Annotated in this window: 18 protein-coding genes, 2 tRNA genes and 3 rRNA genes; 4 read left to right on the top strand and 19 right to left on the bottom strand. The window is 41.3% G+C overall.

Annotation, left to right across the window (positions count from 1 at the left end; genetic code table 11):
* Positions 1-7: 7 nt before the first annotated feature.
* Positions 8-616, bottom strand: a complete 609-nt coding sequence (locus MST17_RS03245) for a CoA pyrophosphatase (protein ID WP_078192365.1) — start codon at positions 614-616, stop codon at positions 8-10.
* 126 nt (positions 617-742) lie between these two features.
* Here MST17_RS03245 and MST17_RS03240 point away from each other — a divergent pair, with 126 nt between their 5' ends.
* Positions 743-1,291 (top strand): NUDIX hydrolase, encoded by a 549-nt coding sequence (locus MST17_RS03240; RefSeq protein ID WP_078192366.1) that lies wholly within the window; start codon positions 743-745, stop codon positions 1,289-1,291.
* A gap of 68 nt (positions 1,292-1,359) precedes the next feature.
* Here the strand turns inward: MST17_RS03240 and MST17_RS03235 are convergent, their stop codons facing one another.
* The 6 genes from MST17_RS03235 to MST17_RS03210 all read right to left on the bottom strand — a co-directional run bounded on the left by MST17_RS03235 (position 1,360) and on the right by MST17_RS03210 (position 9,782).
* A complete protein-coding gene (locus MST17_RS03235; RefSeq protein WP_180026918.1) occupies positions 1,360-3,375 on the bottom strand; it encodes a hypothetical protein in 2,016 nt (671 codons plus the stop codon).
* A gap of 22 nt (positions 3,376-3,397) precedes the next feature.
* Positions 3,398-4,750 carry a putative pilus assembly protein FilE gene (gene filE / locus MST17_RS03230; protein WP_180026919.1) on the bottom strand — a complete coding sequence of 451 codons (1,353 nt, stop codon included), beginning with the start codon at positions 4,748-4,750 and terminating at the stop codon, positions 3,398-3,400.
* Between the two features lie 14 nt (positions 4,751-4,764).
* Positions 4,765-6,429, bottom strand: a complete 1,665-nt coding sequence (locus MST17_RS03225; protein ID WP_168378502.1) for an OmpP1/FadL family transporter — start codon at positions 6,427-6,429, stop codon at positions 4,765-4,767.
* A gap of 12 nt (positions 6,430-6,441) precedes the next feature.
* Positions 6,442-7,641, bottom strand: coding sequence for a hypothetical protein (locus MST17_RS03220; protein WP_180009927.1), 1,200 nt, complete (start codon positions 7,639-7,641; stop codon positions 6,442-6,444).
* Between the two features lie 60 nt (positions 7,642-7,701).
* Positions 7,702-8,535 (bottom strand): C39 family peptidase, encoded by an 834-nt coding sequence (locus tag MST17_RS03215; RefSeq protein ID WP_180026920.1) that lies wholly within the window; start codon positions 8,533-8,535, stop codon positions 7,702-7,704.
* 197 nt (positions 8,536-8,732) lie between these two features.
* Positions 8,733-9,782 (bottom strand): DUF6160 family protein, encoded by a 1,050-nt coding sequence (locus MST17_RS03210; RefSeq protein WP_180026921.1) that lies wholly within the window; start codon positions 9,780-9,782, stop codon positions 8,733-8,735.
* Between the two features lie 256 nt (positions 9,783-10,038).
* Here MST17_RS03210 and pabB point away from each other — a divergent pair, with 256 nt between their 5' ends.
* Positions 10,039-11,379, top strand: a complete 1,341-nt coding sequence (gene pabB, locus MST17_RS03205; protein ID WP_180026922.1) for an aminodeoxychorismate synthase component I — start codon at positions 10,039-10,041, stop codon at positions 11,377-11,379.
* Between the two features lie 116 nt (positions 11,380-11,495).
* Here the strand turns inward: pabB and hisC are convergent, their stop codons facing one another.
* The 12 genes from hisC to MST17_RS03145 all read right to left on the bottom strand — a co-directional run bounded on the left by hisC (position 11,496) and on the right by MST17_RS03145 (position 24,303).
* The gene (hisC, locus tag MST17_RS03200) at positions 11,496-12,593 is read right to left on the bottom strand and encodes a histidinol-phosphate transaminase (protein WP_180026923.1); all 1,098 of its coding nucleotides are present in this window, start codon (positions 12,591-12,593) and stop codon (positions 11,496-11,498) included.
* A gap of 181 nt (positions 12,594-12,774) precedes the next feature.
* Positions 12,775-14,076, bottom strand: coding sequence for a histidinol dehydrogenase (gene hisD, locus MST17_RS03195; RefSeq protein WP_180026924.1), 1,302 nt, complete (start codon positions 14,074-14,076; stop codon positions 12,775-12,777).
* A 201-nt stretch (positions 14,077-14,277) separates the two neighbouring features.
* On the bottom strand, positions 14,278-14,979 hold the full coding sequence (hisG, locus tag MST17_RS03190) for an ATP phosphoribosyltransferase (RefSeq protein ID WP_180021457.1): 702 nt from the start codon (positions 14,977-14,979) through the stop codon (positions 14,278-14,280).
* Positions 14,979-16,235: a UDP-N-acetylglucosamine 1-carboxyvinyltransferase gene (murA, locus tag MST17_RS03185; protein ID WP_078191193.1), complete on the bottom strand. Its 1,257-nt coding sequence runs from the start codon at positions 16,233-16,235 to the stop codon at positions 14,979-14,981. Before murA ends, hisG begins: the two co-directional genes overlap by 1 nt.
* A gap of 6 nt (positions 16,236-16,241) precedes the next feature.
* On the bottom strand, positions 16,242-16,493 hold the full coding sequence (gene ibaG, locus MST17_RS03180; protein WP_078191194.1) for a BolA family iron metabolism protein IbaG: 252 nt from the start codon (positions 16,491-16,493) through the stop codon (positions 16,242-16,244).
* Between the two features lie 135 nt (positions 16,494-16,628).
* Entirely contained in the window at positions 16,629-16,961 is a 333-nt protein-coding gene (hpf, locus tag MST17_RS03175; protein ID WP_078191195.1) for a ribosome hibernation-promoting factor, HPF/YfiA family, read from the bottom strand.
* 168 nt (positions 16,962-17,129) lie between these two features.
* Positions 17,130-18,584, bottom strand: coding sequence for an RNA polymerase factor sigma-54 (locus MST17_RS03170; protein WP_180005468.1), 1,455 nt, complete (start codon positions 18,582-18,584; stop codon positions 17,130-17,132).
* 291 nt (positions 18,585-18,875) lie between these two features.
* Positions 18,876-18,990 (bottom strand): 5S ribosomal RNA (gene rrf / locus MST17_RS03165).
* A 176-nt stretch (positions 18,991-19,166) separates the two neighbouring features.
* A 23S ribosomal RNA gene (locus tag MST17_RS03160) occupies positions 19,167-22,060 on the bottom strand.
* Positions 22,061-22,502: 442 nt separating this feature from the next.
* A tRNA-Ala gene (locus MST17_RS03155) sits at positions 22,503-22,578 on the bottom strand.
* A 48-nt stretch (positions 22,579-22,626) separates the two neighbouring features.
* Positions 22,627-22,703: transfer RNA gene (locus tag MST17_RS03150), tRNA-Ile, on the bottom strand.
* Positions 22,704-22,764: 61 nt separating this feature from the next.
* Positions 22,765-24,303: ribosomal RNA gene (locus tag MST17_RS03145) — 16S ribosomal RNA — on the bottom strand.
* Together the 16S, 23S and 5S rRNA genes with 2 tRNA genes alongside form the textbook arrangement of a ribosomal RNA operon.
* A 523-nt stretch (positions 24,304-24,826) precedes the next feature.
* Here MST17_RS03145 and MST17_RS03140 point away from each other — a divergent pair.
* Together MST17_RS03140 and MST17_RS03135 are read left to right on the top strand one after the other, a co-directional pair.
* On the top strand, positions 24,827-25,327 hold the full coding sequence (locus tag MST17_RS03140; protein ID WP_078194120.1) for a YfiR family protein: 501 nt from the start codon (positions 24,827-24,829) through the stop codon (positions 25,325-25,327).
* Positions 25,324-26,541: a diguanylate cyclase domain-containing protein gene (locus tag MST17_RS03135; RefSeq protein WP_180027135.1), complete on the top strand. Its 1,218-nt coding sequence runs from the start codon at positions 25,324-25,326 to the stop codon at positions 26,539-26,541. Before MST17_RS03140 ends, MST17_RS03135 begins: the two co-directional genes overlap by 4 nt.
* Positions 26,542-26,549 lie beyond the last annotated feature (8 nt).

The following is a 26,549-nucleotide window of genomic DNA, read 5'->3' as shown; positions in this document are numbered from 1 at the left end:
AAATGATTTATGGCTCACGGCCCAAATGAAATGAAGGAGAATTTAATAAAAAAGGCCATTCTTTTTGATAATTCAGACCATATTGAAATAAGGAAATCAGCATCCGTGCAGTCAAGCCCCATACGATTTCGTTTTCGATTCTTAAACTGGGAAAATAAAGCGATTGCTGGGCAAAACGAACTTCATATGGCGTTGGCGGTGTTTCTAAAAGCTGTCTTAATGATGCAAAAAAAATACGGTCAATTTCAGTGGGTTGAGGTATTAAATTTACGTCAGGCGGGATCAATCCCACGATCGGTTTAACCAACATCCCATTCCGTGCTTTTTGCATCGGTAAATCACCCAAAAGCTGCACATCAAATGGATTTAGAGCGGTTTCTTCTTGAGCTTCTCTTAAAGCCACCACGATATTACTGGTGTCTTGAGCATCACGTTTGCCACCGGGAAAGGACACTTCACCGGCATGATTATTCATATAGAGCGAGCGGCGGGTCAATAAAATACGTGGATTATCTTCTTGGGTAATCGCAATCAATACAGCAGCATGCGCAGGTTGAATACGCTTAGAAAAACGTAAACTTTGCTGCAATCGCTGAGTCAATAAACCCTCATCCATCCACATTACATCCTTATAATTATCTTATTTTCATCATAGCTGAATTTCGGCCAAGCTGGTTAGAAATGATGCCAAAGTTTTATTTTTAAGTTATTCTGACGGTTCACACAATCCATGACGATGAATATGAACTTTTGCTCAAACTGCGGACAAAAAACAAAAGAAGCGATCCCGCTTGGAGATCATCAGATACGCCGTATTTGTACCGCATGTGGGTTTATTCATTATGTGAATCCTAAAGTTATTTGTGGTGCTTTAGCCGTTTGGGACAATCAAGTTTTACTTTGCCGTCGTGCGATTGAGCCACGTTATGGGCTATGGACATTACCCGCTGGCTATATGGAACTCTATGAGACAATGGAGCAAGGTGCAGCGCGTGAAACTCGCGAAGAAGCCGAAGCAGAAGTCAACATTGAGCAACTATATTGCATGTATAACATTCCCCGTATTGGGCAAATTTATGCCTTGTTCAAATCTGAACTAATCAATGGTGAATTTGGTGCGGGTGATGAAACCATTGAATCACGATTGTTTAGTGAAGAAGATATTCCTTGGGATGATTTAGCCTTTCCAAGTGTGGAAAGAACGCTGCGGCATTATTTTGCTGACCGCAAAACAGGTCAGTTTGAAATGCATCTCGAAACCCTTGGTACGCGACTCGATCACACAGGTTAATTTACAGATCTCTTAATTAAAAAAGCCCATCATAAGATGGGCTTTTTTATTTTACTCATATTTGATGATTATTTTGCCTTGATGGTGTAACAAGGAGCCAATTCTAAAGAAATATCACCACCGCTTAACTTCGCCGTTTGAGCCGCAGCTGTATCATTTGGATTTTTTAAGCTATAAATATAACTAAAGCTGGCCAAACTATTCCCCCACTTCACCACTTTATTATCCGAATCCGTCAACGCAACGCCAGAGGGACGTGTGCCTGCATTGGCATTGATCATATTGTGTAACTGCACTAAAGCACCGCCTACAACCATTGATGTATCCGCTGAAGTTTTCACACTTGAGTTCATTCCAATCAGCGCGCCATCAAGCGTATGGAAATATGGGTCAGCTAAAATCATACGAATCGAAATGGTATTTGGATTGATATTTCCTTCAGGCGTAAAGGTACGGGTTGTCGTTCCGATACGATATTGCTGTACACCTTTGTCATCTTTCATTAACAGTGGGTCAAGCACATCTTTTCCGCTACAGCCTTCCGTCGCGTGTGTAGACAAGTCGACAATTTGGCTATCTTGACGAGTAAATACATCGTCTGGCACGCCAGATTTTATATTTGTGCGAATATCACCATTACGGTCAATCACCACACCCAATTTCACTGTTTTAATCGAAGTATCGGTAAATTTAAAGGTTAAATCTGCATACAAGGGGAAGATATAATTTTGTCCAGCAGCAACATTTTCAACAGACTTAAAGACTTTTTTGTCTAAATACGACAGCGGATAAAGCTTGTATAAATCCATCGTGCCTTTAAATTGCACTTGGTTAATGTTTTGCTCCCAAAGACCTAATTTTTTCTTATCATCGGCCGTCAGAACATAATCATCTTTTTTAGCCATTAACGTTTTATATAAACTTCCACCTGTACCGACCACCATTTTGTCGGCAAGTAGCGTCCCTTGTTTAATAATCAAAGGGCCAGAGTTGGCTTCTTCTGCATCAAAACGGAAACCCAGAATGCCAGGTCTATCAATTTGCTTGGTAAGCGGATCAATCCAATTGTCCTGTGGCGTTGCTGTTAAACGTGTTGGTCGTACCTGTGTCAAGAGCAAGACATTCACACCACCAATGGTACTCAACTGTTGATCAACTTTGCCCTTCCACTGTAAACCACTACCAAAAGTCATACCTTGGCGGTCCGTCATTAACATGAAATGACCAAATAAATTGACTTTTGAACTATCGGTCGGCAAACATTCATTTTTGTCACAGCCGACCAGTCCATTTGAACCACTGGCATTGGTAATTACGCCATCAGTTGAAAATAACGCAAACTCAGGCTGATATACCGCAGCCGTTGAGATATTCATGAGTTTTGAAACTAAGGTAAATGCATTTTCATTGCTGACTTCGGACAGGTCTAGCCAAGGTGTAAACAAGTCATTAAATTCCGTATCTGAACTGATACTGAAATCTGCTGTCGCGACATTTCGAGTGATTTGATCAATCAATACTTTATCTGCATTGTTGATATAAACCGCTTGGATATCTGTAGCTGTAACTGCGCTGTTATTTTTCAAAGCCAAGGCTTGAATAATTTTAGCCAAACGCATGGCCACTTTAACCGTTGCGTCGGTATTTGCAATCGTTGCAGCAGGTTTACCCGCGATGCCAGCTGCCAAATCCAATAAGGTCAAGCGTGGAGGTGTCGTACCACTGGCTACATTGGAAATTTGCTTCAAATCTACTTTACCCAAATCAATTCGACGTGATTTTTCACCTTGGACAAAGAAAGTTACCGTATCGCCAATCTTACAAGCACCTGTCGAAACACCTTCTTTTAGATCAAATAAAGTAATGTAGGTATTTTTAACGTCGCTCGAACAATTAAAATTCAGACCTTCAATTGGATAATCTAAAACGAACTCAACACAGCCTTCGGTATTACTTTTACAAGTACCATTGGTCGTACTGGTATCATAAATTTCAGGATTCACATTTGCACTTTCACCGCCACAGCCACTGAGCGCTGCAACCAATGCCGTTAAAGCAAACGGTAATAAAATTTTATTTTTCATCCTAATTCTCTTTTTTATGTCCTTAACGGATTGCTGTTAATTTAAGTTGGCCTTGATTGGTTAATACGCGACCATCGACGTCAATTGCTGTTGCTAAAGGCGTTAAAAATAAATACTGGCTACCTTTAGGCACTTGAATCACGCCTTCAATTTTTTCATGGTAAAGATGATCCGCTTCACCTTGGTTATTTTTGAATCCACCTGCGCCTTCCATGACACATCCATTTTTGTCTAAAAATACCGCAAATGGCCAATAAAATGTAGGATTTTGTACTTTGGATGCAAATGAATGTATACGAATATTTTGTAATGGTGATTTTAGTTTTACGACTTCATAGTCAAATTCGTCTGATAAAGGCGCTCGAGGCCATAAATTAATATCTTGTGCCAAGTCAAGCTCTTTGGCTTTCTTCATTTTTTTATTTGAAAAACATTGCTGACCTAAACCTTGAATGGTATCAGCTTGTGACACCCGATAATATGATGTGGCTAAAGTGATTGGGCCTGTATCTTCGGGTTGATTACGTTTAAATAAATTATCAATGACGGAGCGACTGACACCTTTTTCACGTTCAATGGTTTGCATCCGCGTTTGCCCCATCTTGCTATCAATAACGCCTTCGGGCATGGTGTAAAAGCGCTTTTTGCCTTCTAAGTTAAACTCTTTATCTTCAAGATATTCATTATTGACATACTTTTCACCAGCCATCGTCGAAAAGCCTTGCTCTTGTTTTGCCTTAGCCGATTGTTTTGAAGGATGATTTTCTAAGTTTTCACCTGAAGATTGTACGGCTTTATCAGTGCTAACAACTTTCTCAGCAAGGATCTTTTTTTCGACGATAGGTTTATCTTTTTCAGCCTGAACTTTGGCCTGATACGGAGCACTAGGTTGGGTTAGCTCTGATTGCTGTAACTTTTCGGTCCATATGGTTGAAGGTACAACTTTTGTTGAAGTACCTGACTCTTGTACTGATTTTTCAGATTTGGGAACGTTATCACCTGAGACCTCTTTAATTTTATCGACTGCGACAGCTTTATTATCATCCCGTTTTTCCGGCTCACGTGTACTTAAACTCTGAAACTTCACCGGTTCAGCAGCCTGTGCTGTTGGACTCGTTTGACGCGTCATCGGTGTCTTGGTTTGAGACGGACTAATGCTTACAGATGGTTGAGTAACGTGTTGCTGTACAGATGGTGAATCAATCATTTTAGCTATAGAACTTTCTTTGAGTTTCTTTACAGCTTTTTCTTGTATTTGTACCACCATTGGGCGCCCATCCGGCCCAATAATGGTATGAAACGCCCCGGCATAGGCATACGACACTTGCACCACAGACAGTGCAAGTAACGTTTTTATGAATAAAATCCTTTTCATTCTGTCTGCTTATCCTACCAACGAGTTCTGTAATTTAATCCTAGGATGGTGATTTTCGTATCGGTTTTTACATTCATTCCAGCATATGGGTTTAAAAGTATGTTATTCACACCGGTTAAGTTTGCCAGACTACTACCATTCGCTGGAATATTATCTTTACTGCGTAAAAAGCCGATTGATAAATCTAGATCCGTATCTGCATCAAAACGATATCCAATCCCCATACCAAAGAGCTGCGCACCATTAATTGGTACCATGGTATTTCGCTTACCGTCAGGAATAGAGGTACTCCGTGGTTCATAGCCTGCACGCAATTTCAAACGATCTGTTGCTGAATATTCAATACCGATGCCCCAGTTCCAAGGCGACGTAAATTTCAAAGGTAAGGCCAAAGAATTATCGGTCACATTTTCAGATAATAATTTTGCAATTTTCAGCGCTGAAATTTGACGGTCGAATTCAAAACGGAATTTGTCCCAAGCACGATAATCGGTCCAGCCCACATCAAAATTGATTTGTAAATCAGGCATAACCTTATATTTGATCCCGGCCTGTACGTGCTGTGGATATTCAAAATCCATCGAAACCAAACCCGACTCCGAGTTTGGCACAGCATTTGGGAAACCTAAAATTGCAGCTAAAATTTGACCTGTTGGTGATGACATTAATCCCTTAATCATCTCCTGAGGTGCTTTCGCATTTTGTATGCGATAACGACCTTTCATGCGCATTTTCGCTGCACTTTGGTACACCATACCAAAACTAAAATCTTCGCGTGGCTCCCACAAAACCCCTAAGTTGTAACTTGGGCTCAGTGACTGCTCTAAAGCCAATTCCATCTGACCAAATTTGCCAAATGGATTCATCCCTTCTTCGGTATTACACATCCCCAATAGCAAGATGTCGGTAATAATGTCCGAATTTTCCTTAAATGGTGTACAGACGACTTCATCAATCATCCTTAACATGCCGATCAATTCATTGGGAAATCGCAGGTCAGATTTCAATCCAATGGCTTGATAGGACATCCCCACACCACCACCAATCGATAGCTCATCACTGACTTGATAGCCTACTGTTGGCGATAGATAAGTAATACGCTCTAGAGCAACTTGTTGCCCCATGAAATTACCTGGGTTACCATTTTCAGCACCAAAACCCGCAATCAAAGGTGCATAAACAGCTGATGCGAATGTTGCTTTAGAACCCGGTGGATTGTAGGCAATCCCCATCGTTGGCGCGGCAATGGGTTGTCCAGCACCAAAATCCACCATCTTTTTTAAGACAGGTACATATAAGGATGCATATTCAACATCACCAGAAACCTTATCTTTAAAGTCCGTACAAATATCAGCCGTCACTTCAGGACCATCATTACAGACTAATGGATCATCTGAATAACCAAAAACGTTATAACCCGCAGGAACGGTAAATTCACGTTGAATATCAAAGTTTGCAATGATGCCCTGCATATCTGTTTGCAAACCTTCAATCTTAGTTAATGCTGCAGGGTTAAAATGTACTGCACTAATTCCTGGAGGATCCGCAGTTACTGCATTACCTAATGCAAGTGACCGTACATCAACTGAAAGGTTGGTACCCAATTGTGCAAAAGCAGCACTAGAACAGCCCGTTAAAACGATCGCACTAACAAGTGGGCTGAGTCGAATTTTACGCATACGACAGCCCTCTTAACGAAGTTTTTTTCCAAAACCTAGAATATCCAACGGGAAAGACAACCCTAATGACACATCTGGTGCATCTTCAGTTAAACCTAACCCCACCGTACCATTCACAATGGTCTCTGGAGATACACGTACACCTAAAGAAATCGCTAGAGTTGAACTGGTTTGGTCTGCAGGTGAATAGGATTCGCCACTGCTATACGTAAATTCTGCGCCGGTATTGAAACTTTGTTGATATGACATGGTAAGGGAAACATCGTAGTTAAACGAGTATGCAAAACCGAATGCAAAACCGCCACTAATCCCCGGTTCAAACTCTTCAATGACTCGCGAACCACGACGTTGGTTTAAGTCAGTTTCTTTGAAACCATAGTTTGCCGAGACGGATGCAAACAACACAACGGGATCAATATATTTACGTGTGCTGGCACCGATACCTGCAGAATAGTAACCTTTACCTGTTGCTAGATCATTTACAGCATTAATTTCGTATGGACTATCACCAGTTTTCGTGGACAAATTACCAAATAAAATAAGAGGCAAACGACCTTGCTTCAGTGGGAATGGTTCCCAGCGTGCGCCTAAAGAAATATCCCCTAAACCTGCAGTTGAAGTATCTTTTAATAAATCAGTTTTCGCCACTAAAGGCAAAGATGCAGAGAATGTCAAATTATCCATTACACCGTATTGCACGGTAAATGTATTGGTCATCGAATGTGTTGCATTTTCTTGTACACGTAGTTGATAAAGCTGGCCTTGTGCCATTTCCATATCAAGCTGTGTATCACGGTAATAGGTGTAATCTATATCGTAAAAAGATGATATTTCACCTTTTTTAATCAATGAATACTGACGTTCATTCGAGCTAAATACTTCCTGTAAATTCGCTTCTTGGCTCGCATCACCTTCTTGTTGCTGAAGTGCTGTCGATGCTTTTTCATTGGCAGTAGCGACTTCGGATTGTGGCATTTCAGCTTGTACGGGCTCTTCTACAGATTCATACTGTCCAATTTCTGGCTCGGCAGTAGCTTCATGTGTAGTATCAGCTTGGGTTGCCGTAACAGGAGATGCCGACTCTTCAACAACTGTCTCTTGCTCAACCGGATCATACTCTCCTAGACTTGGCTCTTCAGCTGCATATGCAACCCCCATCACCACTTGAATACTCATGGCTAGTAGTGTTTTGTTCATCCATTTACGATTCATGTTCCTTCCCACCGTTTTTATTTTTTTAATCTTGACGCTTTGTTATACGCATTCATCTAATTATTTACTCTTATAGTAAAGCCTTAGAAAGTTGTAATTCGATTTACCATAAGACTCCGACTCTTCATTCATATTTTTATCAAGTCGTATCGTAGATGCTTTGTCCGCAATTTTTTCCATATAAAACTGCGGATATTGAATATCAACCAATGCATAACGGTTCACGGTTGCATCTTCAACATGTCGCAAGTCTGTATCTTGCAAAGCCAATAAATTTTTACGTTGCTCAGGTGCAACATTGATTAAGAATAAAGTATTGTTTTCCCATATTTCTTGAAAACGAACTTCATCGAAACTAATATTCCCAAGTGCTGGATCTGCGACATAAACACGCCCATCCTTATAGGCTTTAAAAACCACAAAATGTTTAAAGCCAGCATATGAAATTGGAACAATCGCAGGTTGACCTTGTTTAACTAAATCTGAAAACTCACCTTTGTAGCCCCCACTGTCTAGCCCGACAGCAGCGACAAAACGTTTCATGTCTAATAAGGAGAAACTTCGACGTTCGATAATTTTTTCAGTTTCACCAAATTTCAGCAAACCATTCATGGTCTGTTGCTCAGTCAGCTGTGTACCTACATAACCATTTAATAAAGTAGTTAAGGCCGCCGAACCACAACTGTAGTCGTAGGCTTGCCGAACGATGCCTCGAAATTGATCTTCTATGGCAGGTTTAATTTTTACAGATTCACGGTGCATCCGAGTAAAGGAATCATTTCGTGAATCCAATGTTTCGGTATAGTGAACTGTTCCGACTGGCTTTTCTTTTAAATCGAAGGACTCTTTGGCAAAGTAATACATCAATGCCGAGCCTACAGCTATCTCTAACATATCTTCTAACTTTTAGTTATCGGCAATGATGTGCCTTTTTTCATTATTTTTTAGAGCTAATGCTCTACATCCATGTATTATGCAAGATACCTTTTTTTTTATAAAAAAACAGCATTTTTTTATGCTTTGTTGGGTCATTCTGCACTTTTTTGTAAAAAAAAGCGCGTGATCAACACGCGCCTTATTTTTGCTCTAGATTAGTTACTAGAAATCGTAATCACAGAACCTGGATTATAAACACCTAAACTAGGGCTATAATATGTTTGCAAGCCTTGAACTTCGATATCACCAATTGAACCAGCAGTACGACTACCTAAATGAACACCTTTCACATAGTTATCAATTGGACCAGAGTTGCTCACCATTTGAATATATCCTTTTGATGTTCCTTCTGCACCATAAACACTAATATCTTGGTTAATGGTTAAGTCTGTTTTACCCGCATCAGCAACTTTTATGCTTTCAATAAAGATTTCACCAGCAGCACGTGCAGTAGTTTTAGTTGATGCATCCAGAATACCTAGATTTTGAATCTCTAAACCACCAATCATAGTTGTATTCAATTTGATCATTGCACCCTGTGGAGCTGCACCAAGTTGAATATTTGCAGCCATCTGACCTGTTTTCAAAGTTAAGCCAGAAAGAATTGCATTGTAGTTGCTGTCATCACCACCACGGCGAATACCTGTTGTACCAGCCGTACCTGATGCAGTTACACCAATTTCACCAATTTTAATATCTAAGCCTGAAACTTGTGCTGCAATATTAACAAATGCTCCACCTTTTGCAGAATTACCAGCATCTGAGTCAATACGTAAATCAGCCAAATTATGACTTGCTAACAAAGCTTGTGAATTCGCAGTAATTACAAGACCATGCTTTTCATTAGCATCACCGGTTATCCCGTTCCCCTTAATTAAAAGAGCACCTGCTACACCTGTACCACCAACAATATTTGTTGAAGAAACTTCTGCATTTGCAGCAAAACCTGTTGGCTTAGGAGGAGTTGTAGTTGTATCAAAAGTAACTTTTGTACCTGTCACAACGTTTTTTGCATCAGTTGCTAAACCGTCATTATCGTGAATGTAAAGTTTCTCAATTGCAACTTTTGAAATACCAATCCCGATGTTAATACCATCTTGACCAGTGGTTGAACTAAGTGCAGCATCGTCCATTGCTTGCATAGCCATAGCATTCGCACTAAATGCGATTGAAGAAACTAGAGCTAATTTAGTGAAATTTTTCATACGGTACTCTCCCAAGAGTATTTATTTTTTTTTGATTTTCAACCACTCGATTTATTCAGCTGTAATATTATTTTGTGACAACTGTTAAATCTTTCCTTGAGTTGTTTGCTCGCTCGATTAAATTATATCCAAGCTGAAATTTGTTCAACTGTCGTTGGTCGCAATCTAATTCTTACCGATAAACGGTATTTGCAAACCAAATGAATTAGGAATGGTATAAAATCCATTTTATTCTTTAAAGTTAATTTTTCTGTTGATGCAAAAGCCAATTTCTTTTAAAAAATTTATTCTCAAACAAACTGTTAGTGCTCAAAAAATTTTGCAAGCGCTTGCACCCTTGTCACATGTGATTTTTTTAGAAGATCAAAACCAACCTGTTATTTGCTTTTTGGCAAATCAATATCAACAATTGAAGAATGATGAACTTAAAGCTTATGTCCGTACCAATTTAGATCAATATGAGGAATCTGATACTCAGCCCTTGCAAAATATTGCCTTCCAAGATTTATGTTCAAACTTAGGCAGTGGGTTTTCTGGGGGCTGGGCTGGCTTTATTAGCTATGATTATGCAGCGCAGCAACAGATTTCCTTGCACGCCAAAGCGCAACCTCGCTTGTTTTTAGGACAATTTTCCAGTTTTTTAAAATTAGAGAATGATGGTTGGTATTTTTATAGTTCAGATCATTCTGCAGCTAAGATTTACGACTACATTGATCACATAATTCAAACCGAGATCACTCAGAATCAATTTAAATTAAGACAAAAATGTACTGCAAGATGGTCTAAGTCAGACTACACGAAAGCCTTTGATCAAGTGCAGGAATATATTAAAGCGGGTGATTGCTATCAAATTAATTTAACACAAGAATTCACAGCTCAAGCAAACGGTTCACTCTTAGATACCGCTCAAGAATTTTGGTCACTGACTGATGCACCATATTCAGGCTACTTACGTATTAATGATTTTGAAATTTTAAGTTGTTCGCCTGAACTTTTTATAGATTTTAAGCCTAAACGCAAGATTATTACTAAGCCAATCAAGGGCACGATGCCTCGCTATGAAGATCCAGTGTTAGATGCGCAGTCAAAACAACGGTTAAAATCATCTGAAAAAGACATGGCTGAAAATGTCATGATTGTCGACTTACTGCGTAATGATTTGAGTGTTTATGCAGAAACAGGTTCTGTAAAAACACCTAAACTTTTTGATATTGAAAGTTTTAATCAGGTACATCACATGGTCAGTGAAGTTGAGGCCGTGCTGAAAACCGATGTACACCCTTTTGAGGTTCTGATGTCTGCCCTGCCAGGCGGTTCGATTACCGGCGCGCCTAAAATTCGCGCGATGCAAATCATTGATGAACTTGAAGGCGCCCCGCGCGGTGCCTATTGCGGCTCGATGGGTTATTTTAATCACGATGGCACGGGCTCTTGGAATATTTTGATCCGCTCTATTCAAAAATACCAAGATCAGGTTTCGCTGTGGGCAGGCGGCGGAATCACCATCGCATCAGATTGCGATGCTGAATATCAAGAATGTTTTGATAAAGTTGAAGCGATGCTGAATTTGTTAAATACCTGGCATAAACCTGAATAACAAAAAAGCGATTCAATTGAATCGCTTTTTTATAACCCTCCCCTTGCGAAGCAGTGCTTCTCACCTTTTCAAAAGGAGGGTTCGGCTAGATTTACATTTCGCGGAGCTTGCAAAGATTAAGCCAAAATATCGTTTTTCAAAGTATCCACAAGGCGCTGATTTTGTTCATCTGTACCAATGGTGATCCGCAGGAACTGATTAATCCGCGGCTTATTGAAGTAACGCACAATAATTCCGCGTTCGCGCAATTCAGCAGCTAATTCACCCGCGTCTTTCGTTGGCAATGATGCAAAAATAAAGTTTGCCGCAGAGGGTAATACTTTAAAGCCCAGCTCAGAAAGCTGCTCTACAAGTTTTTCACGGCTCACAATCACCTTGGCATTTTGCGCTTCAAAATACGCTTGATCCTCAAATGACGCCACGGCTGCTGCAATCGCAAAACGGTCCATCGGATAGGAGTTAAAGCTATTTTTTACCGCCTCAAGTGCTGCGATTAAATGGGGCTGTGCAATCGCGAAACCGACACGCAAACCGGCAAGTGAACGCGACTTAGACATGGTTTGACAAACCACAAGGTTTTCATATTTTGCAACCAAAGCCACAGCAGATTGCGCACCGAAATCGACATATGCTTCATCAATCACAACCACTGAATTCGGGTTGGCTTGCAGCACCTCTTCTATGGCCGAAAGGCCTAAAGCAATACTGGTTGGTGCATTCGGATTGGTAATGATGATGCCGCCATTCGGCTGTTTATAGTCATCAACAACAATTTCAAAGTCATCATTGAGTGGTAAAATTTTAGTATTGGCGACAATACCAAAAAATTGGCTATAAACTGGATAAAAACTATAAGTAATATCTGGATATAAAATTGGTAGTTCTTGCACAAAGAAAGCTTTAAAAATGTGTGCAAGCACTTCGTCCGAGCCATTGCCGACAAAGACCTGCTCAACAGGTACATGCTGCTGTTTTGCAATCGCTTGCTTTAACTCAGACGCATCTGGATCTGGATATAAACGTAAAACGTCAGCAGAATTTGCCAACACTTTTTGAACTGCTTCCACCACTTTTGGCGATGGCGGATACGGGTTTTCATTGGTATTGAGTTTTAAAATATTTTGGATTTTAGGCTGTTCACCCGGTGTGTACGGCTCTAATTCACGTACATCAGGACTCCAAAAACGCATTTGTTCAGCGGTAATATTTGGCATTTTATTTTGCTCTTTCTCACCCTCTCCTAACCTCTCTTGCACTTCGCTTTAAAGGAATCCTTAAAGCTCGTTCAGGGAGAGGAATATTCATTTTATGAGATTTCCCCTCTCCTGAAAGGAGAGGGTTAGGGAAAGGTTTATATTTTTGGAAAACTAAGTTTTTCACCTAGTCTATATTTTCTTACTGATAACGATAGCGTGCTGAACGCGCATGCGCATCTAAGTTTTCCTGCTCCGCTAATGTATCAGCCGTTTTCGCTAAACTTTTCACACCATCTTCAGAGCACATAATTAAACTTGAGCGCTTTTGGAAATCATAAACACCGAGCGGTGATGAGAAACGCGCTGTGCCCGAAGTAGGCAACACGTGGTTTGGACCTGCACAGTAATCACCAATCGCTTCAGGCGTATATCGACCCATAAAAATTGCACCGGCATGGCGGATATCTTCAGCCATTTCCTGCGCTTGATCTAAGCACAGCATCAAATGTTCAGGCGCAACCTGGTTAATCAATTCAGCGCCTTCAGCACGGTCTTTGACTAAAACTAATGCACCACGGTTTTCAATTGAAGTGCGCGCAATATCCGCTTTTGGTAACGCTTCTAAATGCTTTTCAATCCATTGCTCAACTTGATCTAAAAGTTCTGCATCTGGCGTAATAAATACCGCTTGAGCCACAGTGTCATGTTCCGCTTGTGACAATAAATCCATTGCCAGCCATTCAGCATTGTTTTGACCTTCGGCATAGACCAAAATTTCGGATGGCCCTGCAATCATATCAATACCGACTTGACCAAATACTGCACGTTTTGCTGCAGCAACAAAACGGTTGCCCGGGCCAGTAATTTTGTCCACAGATGGAATAGTTTCTGTACCATAAGCCAATGCTGCAACCGCTTGCGCGCCGCCAATGGTAAATACACGGTGTACGCCGGCTAAGTAAGCTGCTGCCAAAACCAATGGATTCAAATCACCATTCGGCGCAGGCACCACCATAATAATTTCAGGCACGCCAGCAACATGCGCAGGTACAGCATTCATCAATACAGAAGACGGATAAGAAGCTAAACCGCCTGGTACATAGATACCTACACGGTCCAGCGGTGTGACCTTTTGACCAAGGGTATTTCCTAAAGCATCAACATAGGTCCAGCCGTCTTGCTTTTGTGCTTGGTGAAATTCACGAACACGGTTCGCAGCAAGTTCTAAGGCTTCACGCACTTCTGAACTTAAACCATCAAATGCTGCTTTCAGCTGTTCTTGTGTCAGCTCTAATTCTGAGAATTGATGCGCTGGATGTCGATCGAACTGCTGTGTCAATTTAAGAACATGAGCATCACCATGCTGACGAACATCAGCAATGATTTGGTCAACGGTTTTTAAAAGTTCTGGATCATTCACAGTTTCAAAAGCCAACAAGTCAGCAAAAGCTTGCTTGAAGTTTTGATCTTGAGTCGATAAACGTCGCATCAATTTACCCACAAGGTAATCTATTGGAAAAGATTAGTTTACCTGTTTTACAGCAGCTTGTGGACATCTATCGCATGTGTTCATGTGGAGTTTTATTGAAAATAACTTTCGTTAAAATTAGTGAAAATACAGTTTTATCATTATTTTTTAGTTTTCATAAAAAAACCGCCCAGATTTGAGCGGTTTGGTCAGCATAGCTAGAAATTTAACGACTTATGCTTTTTTTGCTTGCTCGCGTTCTTCCACGGCTTTTTCTAGCTGTGCAAGAATTGGATTCAACAAAGTTTGTTTACGTTTAAAGCTTGCCTTGTTCACGATTAAACGTGAAGACACTTTACAGATTTCTTCCAAAGGCTCTAAACCATTGGCACGTAAAGTATTCCCGGTATCCACAACATCGACGATGTAATCACCTAAACCAACCAATGGCGCAAGTTCCATAGAACCATACAGTTTGATCACATCAACTTGCTCGCCTAAGCTTGCATAATATTGACGGGTCAAATTGACGTACTTGGTTGCAATCTTTAAACGACCTTTCGGACGAACCATGCCGACTTTACCAGCCGTCATTAACTTACAGTTGGCAATTTTTAAGTCCAATGGTTCATACACATTTTGTGCACCATGCTCCATCAGCACATCTTTACCTGCCACCCCAATATCTGCAGCACCATTTTCAACATAAGTTGGTACATCAGAAGCACGTAAAATTAAAATACGTACGTGCTTATGGGTCGTTGGAAAAATTAACTTACGAGATTTATCCGGATCTTCCAATAAGTTAATGCCAGCTGTTTCCAACAATGGCAAAGTTTCTTTTAAGATACGTCCCTTACTTAATGCTAAAGTTAAACCATGATCAAAATTGCCCATTACGTCAAAATTGGGATCATCGTTTCTCATATCGCTCATTAACTTACTCGCTTAATTTGGGCACCTAAACCTTGTAACTTCGCTTCAACATCTTCATAACCACGGTCAATATGATAGATACGGTCAATCAACGTTTCCCCATCAGCGGCAAGTGCTGCTAAAACCAATGAGAAAGAAGCTCGTAAATCAGTTGCCATCACGGGTGCAGCAGATAATTTCTCTACACCTGTAACAACAGCATCATTACCTTCAACCTGAATATTGGCACCCATACGTGCTAATTCAGGTACATGCATGAAACGGTTTTCGAAAATCGTTTCAGAAATTGTGGCAAAACCACGACCAATTGCATTCACAGCCATAAGCTGTGCTTGCATATCGGTTGGAAATTCTGGGTGTGGTAAAGTCTGGAAACTAACTGCTTTCGGGCGTTTACCCATCATATCCAGTTCAATCCAATCTTCACCGCGCGTAACTTCCGCGCCCATTTCTTCAAATTTATCTAGCACAGACTCCAACAAGTTTGGATCAGTATGTGTGGTTTTGATTTTACCGCCAGTGATCGCTGCTGCAGCGAGATAAGAACCTGTCTCAATACGATCAGCAACAACGGCATATTCACAGCCATGTAGGCTTTCAACACCTGTAACAACCAAAGTATCTGTGTCCAAACCTTCGATTTTTGCACCCATCTTGATCAACATATTAGCAAGATCGGTAATTTCAGGTTCACGAGCCGCGTTACGAATGGTCGTTACACCGTCTGCAAGAACCGCAGCAGTTAGAATATTTTCAGTACCACCAACTGTGACCATATCAAAGACAACTTCGCCACCTTTTAGACGACCATCCACTTTGGCATGCACATAACCTGCTTCAACTTCGATCTCAGCACCAAGTGCTTCTAAAGCTTTTAAATGTTGATCTACAGGGCGTGAACCAATTGCACATCCACCCGGCAAAGACACTTTTGCACTACCATAGCGCGCCAATAACGGGCCAAGCACCAAAATAGATGCACGCATGGTTTTCACGAGTTCATATGGTGCAAATTGGTTATCTAAGCTAGAAGTATCAGCCTTAACCGTATCACCTTCATAACTGATTTGAACACCTAAACCTGCGATCAATTTCACTAAGGTGTTCACATCTTTTAGATTTGGCACATTAGTTAATGTAATAGGTGTATCCGCAAGGATAGTTGCAGCGAGTAATGGCAATGCAGCATTTTTCGCACCAGAAATACGAACTTCACCTTCGAGCTTAGTACCGCCCTGAATCAGAAATTTATCCATTAATTATTAAGCTCCGAATAAGCTTGCTTTGCGCCATTCTTCTTTGGTCATTGCACGAATTGTTACTGCATGTACTTCACCGCTGGCAATGTAGGAGTTCAAAGGTGCATAAACAGATTGTTGACGAGCAACAGGACGTTTGCCTTCAAATTGATCATCGACAATGCGTAGATCAAATTTGCCGCCTTGCCCACTAACTGCAACCTCAGCTTCTGGAAAAGCAGCTTTTAAAATTTCAGTGAGCTGTTCACTATTCATCACAAGACCCCATATAGGACTAACGGTGTAAAACCCGTCATTTTACTATAAATCTAAAAAATAATTCATTAGTCACATACATTATATATATAAAAAAAGAGGTTATAAAAAACCTCTTTTTGTACAATTTACAATCTAAACCGTTAAAGGCATATAAATGAGCTGCATTTTTCGATGTTTATGTAATTGTTTTTTTAATTTTTCAGACAATTTTTTGATCGAGGTATACATATCATCAGCGCACGCTTGTGCAAAAAGTTCTGTCCCAGGTAATCGTATAATCGCTTCCGCAATATGATTATCACTACCTTTTTTTGAACGTTTATCAACCTGATGATCTTTAGTCAGTTTGACTTGCATACTATTGACCTGATCTAAATGTTTGGTCATTTCCGCAAATTTAAGACGAATATTTTCTTCTATTGCTGGCGTAATTGTTAAATGATGGCCACGAATTGTAATCTGCATAATTCTATCCCTCACCTTCTTTCAGGACTGGAAAAGTTCAAGCCGAATCATCCAACTCAATATGCGAAGCATACATTTACACAATCAGATCATTTCGGCCATTCCTTATAAAAAAAGAGATTCATTATTTCGTCATAATGAACCTCTAGAATAGTCAGATTTTCAAATTTAGATCAACACTTTTCGCTCTGAAGATGATGGAATATGTAACGATTCACGATACTTCGCAACTGTACGACGAGCAACATCAATACCTTCTGCATTAAGCAAAACTGCAATTGCATTATCAGACAAAGGCTTACGTGTATTTTCTTCTGCAATCAACTTTTTAATTTTTGCACGAATTGCCGTCGAAGATGCTTCCCCACCAGACGATGTTCCAACATGACTTGAGAAGAAATATTTCAACTCAAATAATCCACGTGGTGTGAGCATATATTTATTTGTGGTTACACGGGAAACTGTGGATTCATGGAGTTCAACTTCTTCCGCAATATCTCGCAGGACCAAAGGCTTCATTGCCTCAGGCCCTTGTTCAAAGAACGCTCGTTGATGCTCCACAATACAGGTTGCCACTTTTAATAAAGTTTTATGTCGTTCATCAATGCTTTTAATGAAATTCTTAGCTTCAAGCATTTGATTACGTAAATATTGATTATCGTCACTTTGATCTGCACGCTTGATCATATTGGCATAGAAAGAATTCACTCGTAGCTTTGGCATTACATCAGGATTTAACTGTACCAACCAATGTTCATTCTTTTTTAGCACCACTACATCTGGAATTTGATAGTCTGAATCTTTATCTTCAAACTCTTGCCCTGGATGTGCTTTTAATGTTTTTAACAAACAAATGGCTAGTTTAAGTTGTTCCGTATTTAAACCCGTTTGCTTAATTAACTTAGGTAATTCATTGGTAATCAGCAACTCATAATTTTTCAATAATAAAATAGCTTCATATCGATATTCGACATGTTCAGGAAGATTTTCAACTTGTACCATTAAACATTCAGCGAGATTACGTGAACCTACACCTAAAGGATCTAGACGCTGAATATGCTTTAAAACCACCAAAACTTCGTCATCTTCGACTTCTTCTTCATAATCCATAGAATCTAAAAGATGCTGAACAGATTGGGTAATTTCATTTAAGTCACAATCTAAAAAACCTTTGTTATCTAAAGCATCGATAATACAGTGTGCAATTAGTTTATCGATCACAGAAAAGTGTAAAAGATTAACTTGCTCAAGCATATGTGCTTGTAAACTTTGATGCCCCTGCCGATTATCTTCGCGCTCTTCAAATTCAGCAGCACCTAAACTTGTAGGTTGATGCGTATAAACATCATCCCACTCCGTATCTACCGGTAACTCATCAGGCAAATGATCGGCATTTAATTCATTGGTTAAGTCTTTATTTTCCCTTTCTTGTTCTTGTAAGCTATTTAAACTTTCAACGGTATTTTGTTCTTCAACTTTCTCTAATAGAGGATTACTGTCGAGTTGGATTTGAATTTCTTGTTCCAATTCCAAACTTGAAAGCTGTAATAAACGAATGGCTTGTTGTAATTGAGGTGTTAATGATAAGGAATTGGCAACCTTTAACCCCATCGCTAATTTCATTAATAACTCCCCCTATAATTAACCGCACTTTATAAGCAATTTTTATGCCGTTTTATTTTTTATAGCATAATTTCGAAGAGAACGCCCGATTTTTTGTCTTTTTTAGACACATTATTCAGCTAATTTATTCTTTTATTAGGAACAATTCGCCTTATAAATTAACTATATAATTAGATTTCTTATTCATTTTACTCCGGCTGTCACTGTATTTTTTGTTTTCCATTGTTCTTGTTATTTTTCCCGACATAAAAAAACACCCCCTGCACTAGTCAGGGGGTGTTTCGAATAATGAGCTGGCGATGACTTACTCTCACATGGGTAACCCCACACTACCATCAGCGCTAAGAGGTTTCACTTCTGAGTTCGGGAAGGGATCAGGTGGTTCACTCTTGCTATTGTCGCCAGCACAACTGTTATGACTTTGCATTTGGTCTTATCTTTTCAGTGCCGTTGCTTGGTCAAATGAGTTATTAACAGATCATATCTAAGTTGCATATTTTGTTCTTAAGCGTTAACTAAATCAAGTTTGATTGATTATATGTGAATCAATTGATGCTATATATACAACTGCTTGGGTGTTGTATAGTCAAGCCTCACGAGCAATTAGTATTGGTCAGCTTCATGCGTCACCGCACTTCCACATCCAACCTATCAACGTCGTAGTCTTCAACGGCTCTTTAGTGGACATAAAGTCCAAGGGAAATCTTATCTTGAGGTAGGCTTCCCGCTTAGATGCTTTCAGCGGTTATCCCTTCCGAACATAGCTACCCGGCGATGCGACTGGCGTCACAACCGGTACACCAGAGGTTCGTCCACTCTGGTCCTCTCGTACTAGGAGCAGATCCTCTCAAATTTCCAGCGCCCACGGTAGATAGGGACCGAACTGTCTCACGACGTTCTAAACCCAGCTCGCGTACCTCTTTAAATGGCGAACAGCCATACCCTTGGGACCTGCTTCAGCCCCAGGATGAGATGAGCCGACATCGAGGTGCCAAACACCGCCGTCGATATGAACTCTTGGGCGGTATCAGCCTGTTATCCCCAGAGTACCTTTTATCCGTTGAGCGATGGCCCTTCCATACAGAACCACCGGATCACTAAGACCTACTTTCGTACCTGCTCGACTTGTGGGTCTCGCAGTTAAGCGCGCTTTTGCCTTTATACTCTACGCGTGATTTCCGACCACGCTGAGCGCACCTTCGTACTCCTCCGTTACTCTTTAGGAGGAGACCGCCCCAGTCAAACTACCCACCAGACATGGTCCTCGTCCCGGATAACGGGACAGAGTTAGAACCTCAATATTACCAGGGTGGTATTTCAAGATTGGCTCCACCGAAACTAGCGTCTCGGTTTCAAAGCCTCCCACCTATCCTACACAAGTAAGATCAAAGTTCAATGTCAAGCTGCAGTAAAGGTTCACGGGGTCTTTCCGTCTAGCCGCGGGTACACCGCATCTTCACGGCGAATTCGATTTCACTGAGCCTCTGCTGGAGACAGCGCCCCCATCATTATGCCATTCGTGCAGGTCGGAACTTACCCGACAAGGAATTTCGCTACCTTAGGACCGTTATAGTTACGGCCGCCGTTTACTGGGGCTTCGATCAAGAGCTTCGCTTACGCTAACCCCATCAATTAACCTTCCAGCACCGGGCAGGCATCACACCCTATACGTCCACTTTCGTGTTTGCAGAGTGCTATGTTTTTAATAAACAGTTGCAGGGGCCTGGTTTCTGTGGCTGCTCTCAGCTCAGGAAGCAAGTTCCATCACCAAAAGCAGCGTACCTTCTCCCGAAGTTACGGTACCATTTTGCCTAGTTCCTTCAGCAGAGTTCTCTCAAGCGCTTTGGTCTACTCGACCTGACCACCTGTGTCGGTTTCGGGTACGATTCCAGTGTAACTGAAGCTTAGAGACTTTTCCTGGAAGTATGGTATCAGCCACTTCACTGTACAAGTACAGCTTGCTGTCAGATCTCAGCATAGAGTACCCCGGATTTGCCTAAGATACATGCCTACTTCCTTTCACCTGGACAACCAACGCCAGGCTGACTTAACCTTCTCCGTCCTCTCATCGCATTACACTGAAGTATTGGAATATTAACCAATTTCCCATCGACTACGCCTCTCGGCCTCGCCTTAGGGGTCGACTCACCCAGCCCCGATTAACGTTGGACTGGAACCCTTGGTCTTTCAGCGAACGGGTTTTTCACCCGTTTTGTCGTTACTCACGTCAGCATTCGCACTTCTGATACCTCCAGCAGACTTCTCAATCCACCTTCATCGGCTTACAGAACGCTCCCCTACCACTTACACTAATGTGTAAATCCGCAGCTTCGGCATATAGTTTTAGCCCCGTTACATCTTCCGCGCAGGCCGACTCGACTAGTGAGCTATTACGCTTTCTTTAAAGGGTGGCTGCTTCTAAGCCAACCTCCTAGCTGTCTATGCCTTCCCACATCGTTTCCCACTTAACTATAATTTTGGGGCCTTAGCTGGCGGTCTGGATTGTTTTCCTCTTGACTACGGACGTTAGCACCCGCAGTCTGTCTCCCGGATAGTACTCATTGGTATTCGGAGTTTGCATCGGTTTGGTAAGTCGGGATGACCCCCTAGCCGAAACAGTGCTCTACCCCCAATGGTATTCGTCCGAGGCGCTACCTAAATAGCTTTCGGGGAGAACCAGCTATCACCGAGTTTGATTAGCCTTTCACCCCTATCCACAAGTCATCCCCTGGCTTTTCAACGACAGTGGGTTCGGTCCTCCAGTTAGTGTTACCCAACCTTCAACCTGCTCATGGATAGATCACCCGGTTTCGGGTCTACACCCAGCAACTAAACGCCCTATTAAGACTCGATTTCTCTACGGCTCCCCTAATCGGTTAACCTTGCTACTGAATGTAAGTCGCTGACCCATTATACAAAAGGTACGCAGTCACCAAACAAGTTGGCTCCCACTGCTTGTATGCATGCGGTTTCAGGATCTATTTCACTCCCCTCACAGGGGTTCTTTTCGCCTTTCCCTCACGGTACTGGTTCACTATCGGTCAGTCAGGAGTATTTAGCCTTGGAGGATGGTCCCCCCATATTCAGACAAGGTTTCACGTGCCTCGCCCTACTCGACATCATTATCTAAGCCCTTTCGCGTACAGGACTATCACCTACTATGGTCGCACTTCCCAGAGCGTTCCACTAAAGCTTAGATAACTTAATGGGCTTTTCCCCGTTCGCTCGCCGCTACTGAGGGAATCTCAATTGATTTCTTTTCCTAAGGGTACTGAGATGTTTCACTTCCCCTCGTTCGCCTCATAAACCTATGTATTCAGTTTATGATACCCGCCTTATAGCGGGTGGGTTTCCCCATTCAGAAATCTCCGGATCACAGGATATTTGCCGCCTCCCCGGAGCTTATCGCAGGCTATTACGTCTTTCATCGCCTCTGACTGCCAAGGCATCCACCACATGCACTTAATTACTTGACTATACAACCCCAAACAGTCGTTTGATCCTACAAGTAGATCAACCAACATTACAGTTTAGAGCTTCGTGAATTTAATCACTGTACAGCTTCAATTAGATTCATATACCAAAACGCTTGATTCAGTTAATTTCGCTAGTAACTCATTTCATTCAACTTTCACAATTGCTTGTTAGGTTAAATCAAACGAGTATGAACAAATTATTTCAACTCAAATATATTCTGTTAATGATTTTTCCAGCCTTCGTCAGGTCAGGAAACTGTGATAAATCACAGAGATTATCAAGTCCGCGTATCATAACGCTTGTACTTGTTAATCTCTAGGATCTAAACACTTATCTGGGTGTTTAACACTCAGCTCAAGCTTCGTTTGATTAAAGCCTGCGCGAAGCGTAGCTTCTTGCTTAAATTTCAAGGAAAAACGTTGTTTTTCTTATCTTGAAATTTGGTGGAGACTAGGAGAGTCGAACTCCTGACCTCCTGCGTGCAAAGCAGGCGCTCTACCAACTAAGCTAAGTCCCCAGCTTATCAATAAGTCAATGTCTCTGATTTTCCGTACTTCGTCAGTAGTGGTGGGTCTGACAAGACTTGAACTTGTGACCCCACGCTTATCAAGCGTGTGCTCTAACCAACTGAGCTACAGACCCTCAGATACATCGTCATGAAGAACAACTTGTTGTGGATTCTTACCAATCGTCAATCTTTCGTTAAGGAGGTGATCCAGCCGCAGGTTCCCCTACGGCTACCTTGTTACGACTTCACCCCAGTCATCGGCCACACCGTGGTAAGCGTCCTCCTTACGGTTAGACTACCTACTTCTGGTGCAACAAACTCCCATGGTGTGACGGGCGGTGTGTACAAGGCCCGGGAACGTATTCACCGCGGCATTCTGATCCGCGATTACTAGCGATTCCGACTTCATGGAGTCGAGTTGCAGACTCCAATCCGGACTACGATCGGCTTTTTGAGATTAGCATCTCCTCGCGGAGTAGCAACCCTTTGTACCGACCATTGTAGCACGTGTGTAGCCCTGGTCGTAAGGGCCATGATGACTTGACGTCGTCCCCGCCTTCCTCCAGTTTGTCACTGGCAGTATCCTTAAAGTTCCCGGCTTAACCCGATGGCAAATAAGGAAAAGGGTTGCGCTCGTTGCGGGACTTAACCCAACATCTCACGACACGAGCTGACGACAGCCATGCAGCACCTGTATGTAAGTTCCCGAAGGCACCAATCCATCTCTGGAAAGTTCTTACTATGTCAAGACCAGGTAAGGTTCTTCGCGTTGCATCGAATTAAACCACATGCTCCACCGCTTGTGCGGGCCCCCGTCAATTCATTTGAGTTTTAGTCTTGCGACCGTACTCCCCAGGCGGTCTACTTATCGCGTTAGCTGCGCCACTAAAGCCTCAAAGGCCCCAACGGCTAGTAGACATCGTTTACGGCATGGACTACCAGGGTATCTAATCCTGTTTGCTCCCCATGCTTTCGTGCCTCAGCGTCAGTATTAGGCCAGATGGCTGCCTTCGCCATCGGTATTCCTCCAGATCTCTACGCATTTCACCGCTACACCTGGAATTCTACCATCCTCTCCCATACTCTAGCTTCCCAGTATCGAATGCAATTCCCAAGTTAAGCTCGGGGATTTCACATCCGACTTAAAAAGCCGCCTACGCACGCTTTACGCCCAGTAAATCCGATTAACGCTCGCACCCTCTGTATTACCGCGGCTGCTGGCACAGAGTTAGCCGGTGCTTATTCTGCGAGTAACGTCCACTATCCTTAGGTATTAACTAAGGTAGCCTCCTCCTCGCTTAAAGTGCTTTACAACCAAAAGGCCTTCTTCACACACGCGGCATGGCTGGATCAGGGTTCCCCCCATTGTCCAATATTCCCCACTGCTGCCTCCCGTAGGAGTCTGGGCCGTGTCTCAGTCCCAGTGTGGCGGATCATCCTCTCAGACCCGCTACAGATCGTCGCCTTGGTAGGCCTTTACCCCACCAACTAGCTAATCCGACTTAGGCTCATCTATTAGCGCAAGGTCCGAAGATCCCCTGCTTTCTCCCGTAGGACGTATGCGGTATTAGCATCCCTTTCGAAATGTTGTCCCCCACTAATAGGCAGATTCCTAAGCATTACTCACCCGTCCGCCGCTAGAAATCGGTAGCAAGCTACCTATTCCCGCTCGACTTGCATGTGTTAAGCCTGCCGCCAGCGTTCAATCTGAGCCATGATCAAACTCTTCAGTTTAAAATCAATAGTACATATAGTGTACCAATCTTGGCTCATCAATTACTGACAAAAATTTGCTCAAATAAACTTCGAGTAATTTCTACCATTAATCAATGAAAATAATTTCGATCGATCAATCAGTAAAAATCCACACAAGTTGTTCTTCATAATCTCTTAATGATCTTCTTGTTGGTTCGTCACCAGCAAGCTAGGTCGGCTATATTACTCTTTATTTCTAAAGAGTCAACCAGTAATTCAAATTATTTTTAAACTTATCAAATAAAACCCAACTCAATCAATTCAACCAAGTCATTGTTTTATCAGAAGTTTTAATCTTCATCACCGCCGATGGATGTGCATTCTACAGCATTTCACATCCGTTGCAACACCTTTTTTATGATTTATTTTACGCATGTCGTTTTTTTAAACACATAAACATTCTTTTGTATTATTATTGGGCTATATACGCCCTATTTCATATAATAAAACGTATATAAACCCAATTTTCATTCCATTTAATTTAAGACATTTTTGATTTCGTATGGTTGTTTTTAAAAAAACTGCCTATTTAATAATGGCGTGCTCCATTTCACCCTTATTATATGCAGCTCCCACAGCAAATATTTTCACAACCACTTTCTCTATTTTGAGTTATGCCAAGTGGGAAACCACTTCACCCAAATTTTGTGTGATTAATAATTCAAGTTTAGTCAATGATTTTAAAAAACTTGCGCCAACCCACAGCACTTATAAAATTACAGCCATCAATGTAAATGACATCAAGTCTAGTCATTGCCAAGTTTTATTTTTTTCTAATCTATCAGCAAAAGAAGAACAAAGTATTTTAAACAACCATGTTAATTTCCCCGCCCTCTCTCTAAGTAGTAACAATAGTGAGTGTGAGTCTGGCAGTGCATTTTGTTTGTATAAAAAAAATCAGAGTTATTCGTTTAAAATTAATATGGAAAGCTTAACGCAGTCACAAATACATATTGATCCACGCGTTTTATTACTGGCGAAGTCATCGGAGTCAGCTGAATGAAACAACTCTACAACCCAATTACATTACACCAATTATTTACACGTTCGCAGCTCACCATCTTTGCTTTAACTTTTACGATTTGTTCTGCGATTTTTTTGGTTATTTCCACCTATACCATGCATACCTATGCAAAAAACAGCTTAACGATTTTATCGAATGCAATAAATGAACGCGTTCAACCTGCTGTGGTGTTTAATGACCAAACAACGATGCGTCAAATTTTAAACGAATACACTCGACTGTATCCCATTCGATCGATAGAAATTACTAACCATCAAAATGCCTCGCTCGCACATACTGAACAACAAGAAATTTCAACTTTTTCCAGCCAAGCGATTTTGGATTATTTCTTTTTTAGCCAACCGATTCGTTTAGATATCCATCATGATCAGAAAAGTTATGGTGAACTAATCGTATATGGAAACTCTTCAGATTTAGTTAGTTTCTTCCATAAAATTTTATTGGGTTTATTTTTAGGTTTTATTCTTTTATTGGCTACCGTATTTTGGTCGGTGAATTCTGTTTATCAATACTTAATGCAATCCGTTCGCTCTATTGTTGAATCTGCTCAGACCATTAGCATTAAGAAAGATTATAAAATGCGGGTTTCAAATTCCGATATTCAAGAATTACACGCGCTTAGTACCGCCTTTAATGGCTTACTCAGTGAAATCGAACAGTCGAATAAAAACTTAATTTCAGAAAATGACAAACTTATTCATCTAGCACGTCATGATGCATTAACCCAATTGCCAAATCGTAATTATTTTTATGAAAAGCTATTTGAACTTTTTGACTTACAAGCGAATGCTGCTGTGTTCTTTGTAGATATTGAAAACTTTAAACATGTGAATGACCAATATGGACACTTAGCTGGGGATGCAGTACTGCGTGCCTCATCACATTGTTTAAAACAAGCACTGCCAGATGATGCTTTCGTTGCGCGACTCGGTGGTGATGAATTTGCAATTATTATCAATCGTTTAAATTTCTTGACAGAACTCGAAGTCTTTTGTCACAAAATACATGAATGCTATGGTTCCACATTTGTTTATGAGCAACATAATATTGCATTACAAGCTAATATTGGTGTGGCACTGATCCAAAATGCAAAATCGCCAGAAGATTTGATCGCAGATGCGGAACGCGCGATGTATGATGCTAAACTTTCGAATAATCATTGGTGCATTGCACTACACCGCCCCAACTCATAGGATTTGCT

This window comes from Acinetobacter sp. YH16056_T, assembly GCF_024605895.1.
Classification (GTDB): Bacteria; Pseudomonadota; Gammaproteobacteria; order Pseudomonadales; family Moraxellaceae; genus Acinetobacter; species Acinetobacter amyesii.
This window is presented reverse-complemented; position numbering and strand designations above follow the sequence as displayed.

What these genes read in the sequence shown, in the direction of transcription:
- MST17_RS03245 (WP_078192365.1), bottom strand. Translation starts at nt 616, where the DNA reads ATGGATGAGGGTTTATTGACTCAGCGATTGCAGCAAAGTTTACGTTTT.
- MST17_RS03240 (WP_078192366.1), top strand. Translation starts at nt 743, where the DNA reads ATGAACTTTTGCTCAAACTGCGGACAAAAAACAAAAGAAGCGATCCCG.
- MST17_RS03235 (WP_180026918.1), bottom strand. Translation starts at nt 3,375, where the DNA reads ATGAAAAATAAAATTTTATTACCGTTTGCTTTAACGGCATTGGTTGCA.
- filE (WP_180026919.1), bottom strand. Translation starts at nt 4,750, where the DNA reads ATGAAAAGGATTTTATTCATAAAAACGTTACTTGCACTGTCTGTGGTG.
- MST17_RS03225 (WP_168378502.1), bottom strand. Translation starts at nt 6,429, where the DNA reads ATGCGTAAAATTCGACTCAGCCCACTTGTTAGTGCGATCGTTTTAACG.
- MST17_RS03220 (WP_180009927.1), bottom strand. Translation starts at nt 7,641, where the DNA reads ATGAATCGTAAATGGATGAACAAAACACTACTAGCCATGAGTATTCAA.
- MST17_RS03215 (WP_180026920.1), bottom strand. Translation starts at nt 8,535, where the DNA reads ATGTTAGAGATAGCTGTAGGCTCGGCATTGATGTATTACTTTGCCAAA.
- MST17_RS03210 (WP_180026921.1), bottom strand. Translation starts at nt 9,782, where the DNA reads ATGAAAAATTTCACTAAATTAGCTCTAGTTTCTTCAATCGCATTTAGT.
- pabB (WP_180026922.1), top strand. Translation starts at nt 10,039, where the DNA reads ATGCAAAAGCCAATTTCTTTTAAAAAATTTATTCTCAAACAAACTGTT.
- hisC (WP_180026923.1), bottom strand. Translation starts at nt 12,593, where the DNA reads ATGCCAAATATTACCGCTGAACAAATGCGTTTTTGGAGTCCTGATGTA.
- hisG (WP_180021457.1), bottom strand. Translation starts at nt 14,979, where the DNA reads ATGAGCGATATGAGAAACGATGATCCCAATTTTGACGTAATGGGCAAT.
- murA (WP_078191193.1), bottom strand. Translation starts at nt 16,235, where the DNA reads ATGGATAAATTTCTGATTCAGGGCGGTACTAAGCTCGAAGGTGAAGTT.
- ibaG (WP_078191194.1), bottom strand. Translation starts at nt 16,493, where the DNA reads ATGAATAGTGAACAGCTCACTGAAATTTTAAAAGCTGCTTTTCCAGAA.
- hpf (WP_078191195.1), bottom strand. Translation starts at nt 16,961, where the DNA reads ATGCAGATTACAATTCGTGGCCATCATTTAACAATTACGCCAGCAATA.
- MST17_RS03170 (WP_180005468.1), bottom strand. Translation starts at nt 18,584, where the DNA reads ATGAAATTAGCGATGGGGTTAAAGGTTGCCAATTCCTTATCATTAACA.
- MST17_RS03140 (WP_078194120.1), top strand. Translation starts at nt 24,827, where the DNA reads ATGGTTGTTTTTAAAAAAACTGCCTATTTAATAATGGCGTGCTCCATT.
- MST17_RS03135 (WP_180027135.1), top strand. Translation starts at nt 25,324, where the DNA reads ATGAAACAACTCTACAACCCAATTACATTACACCAATTATTTACACGT.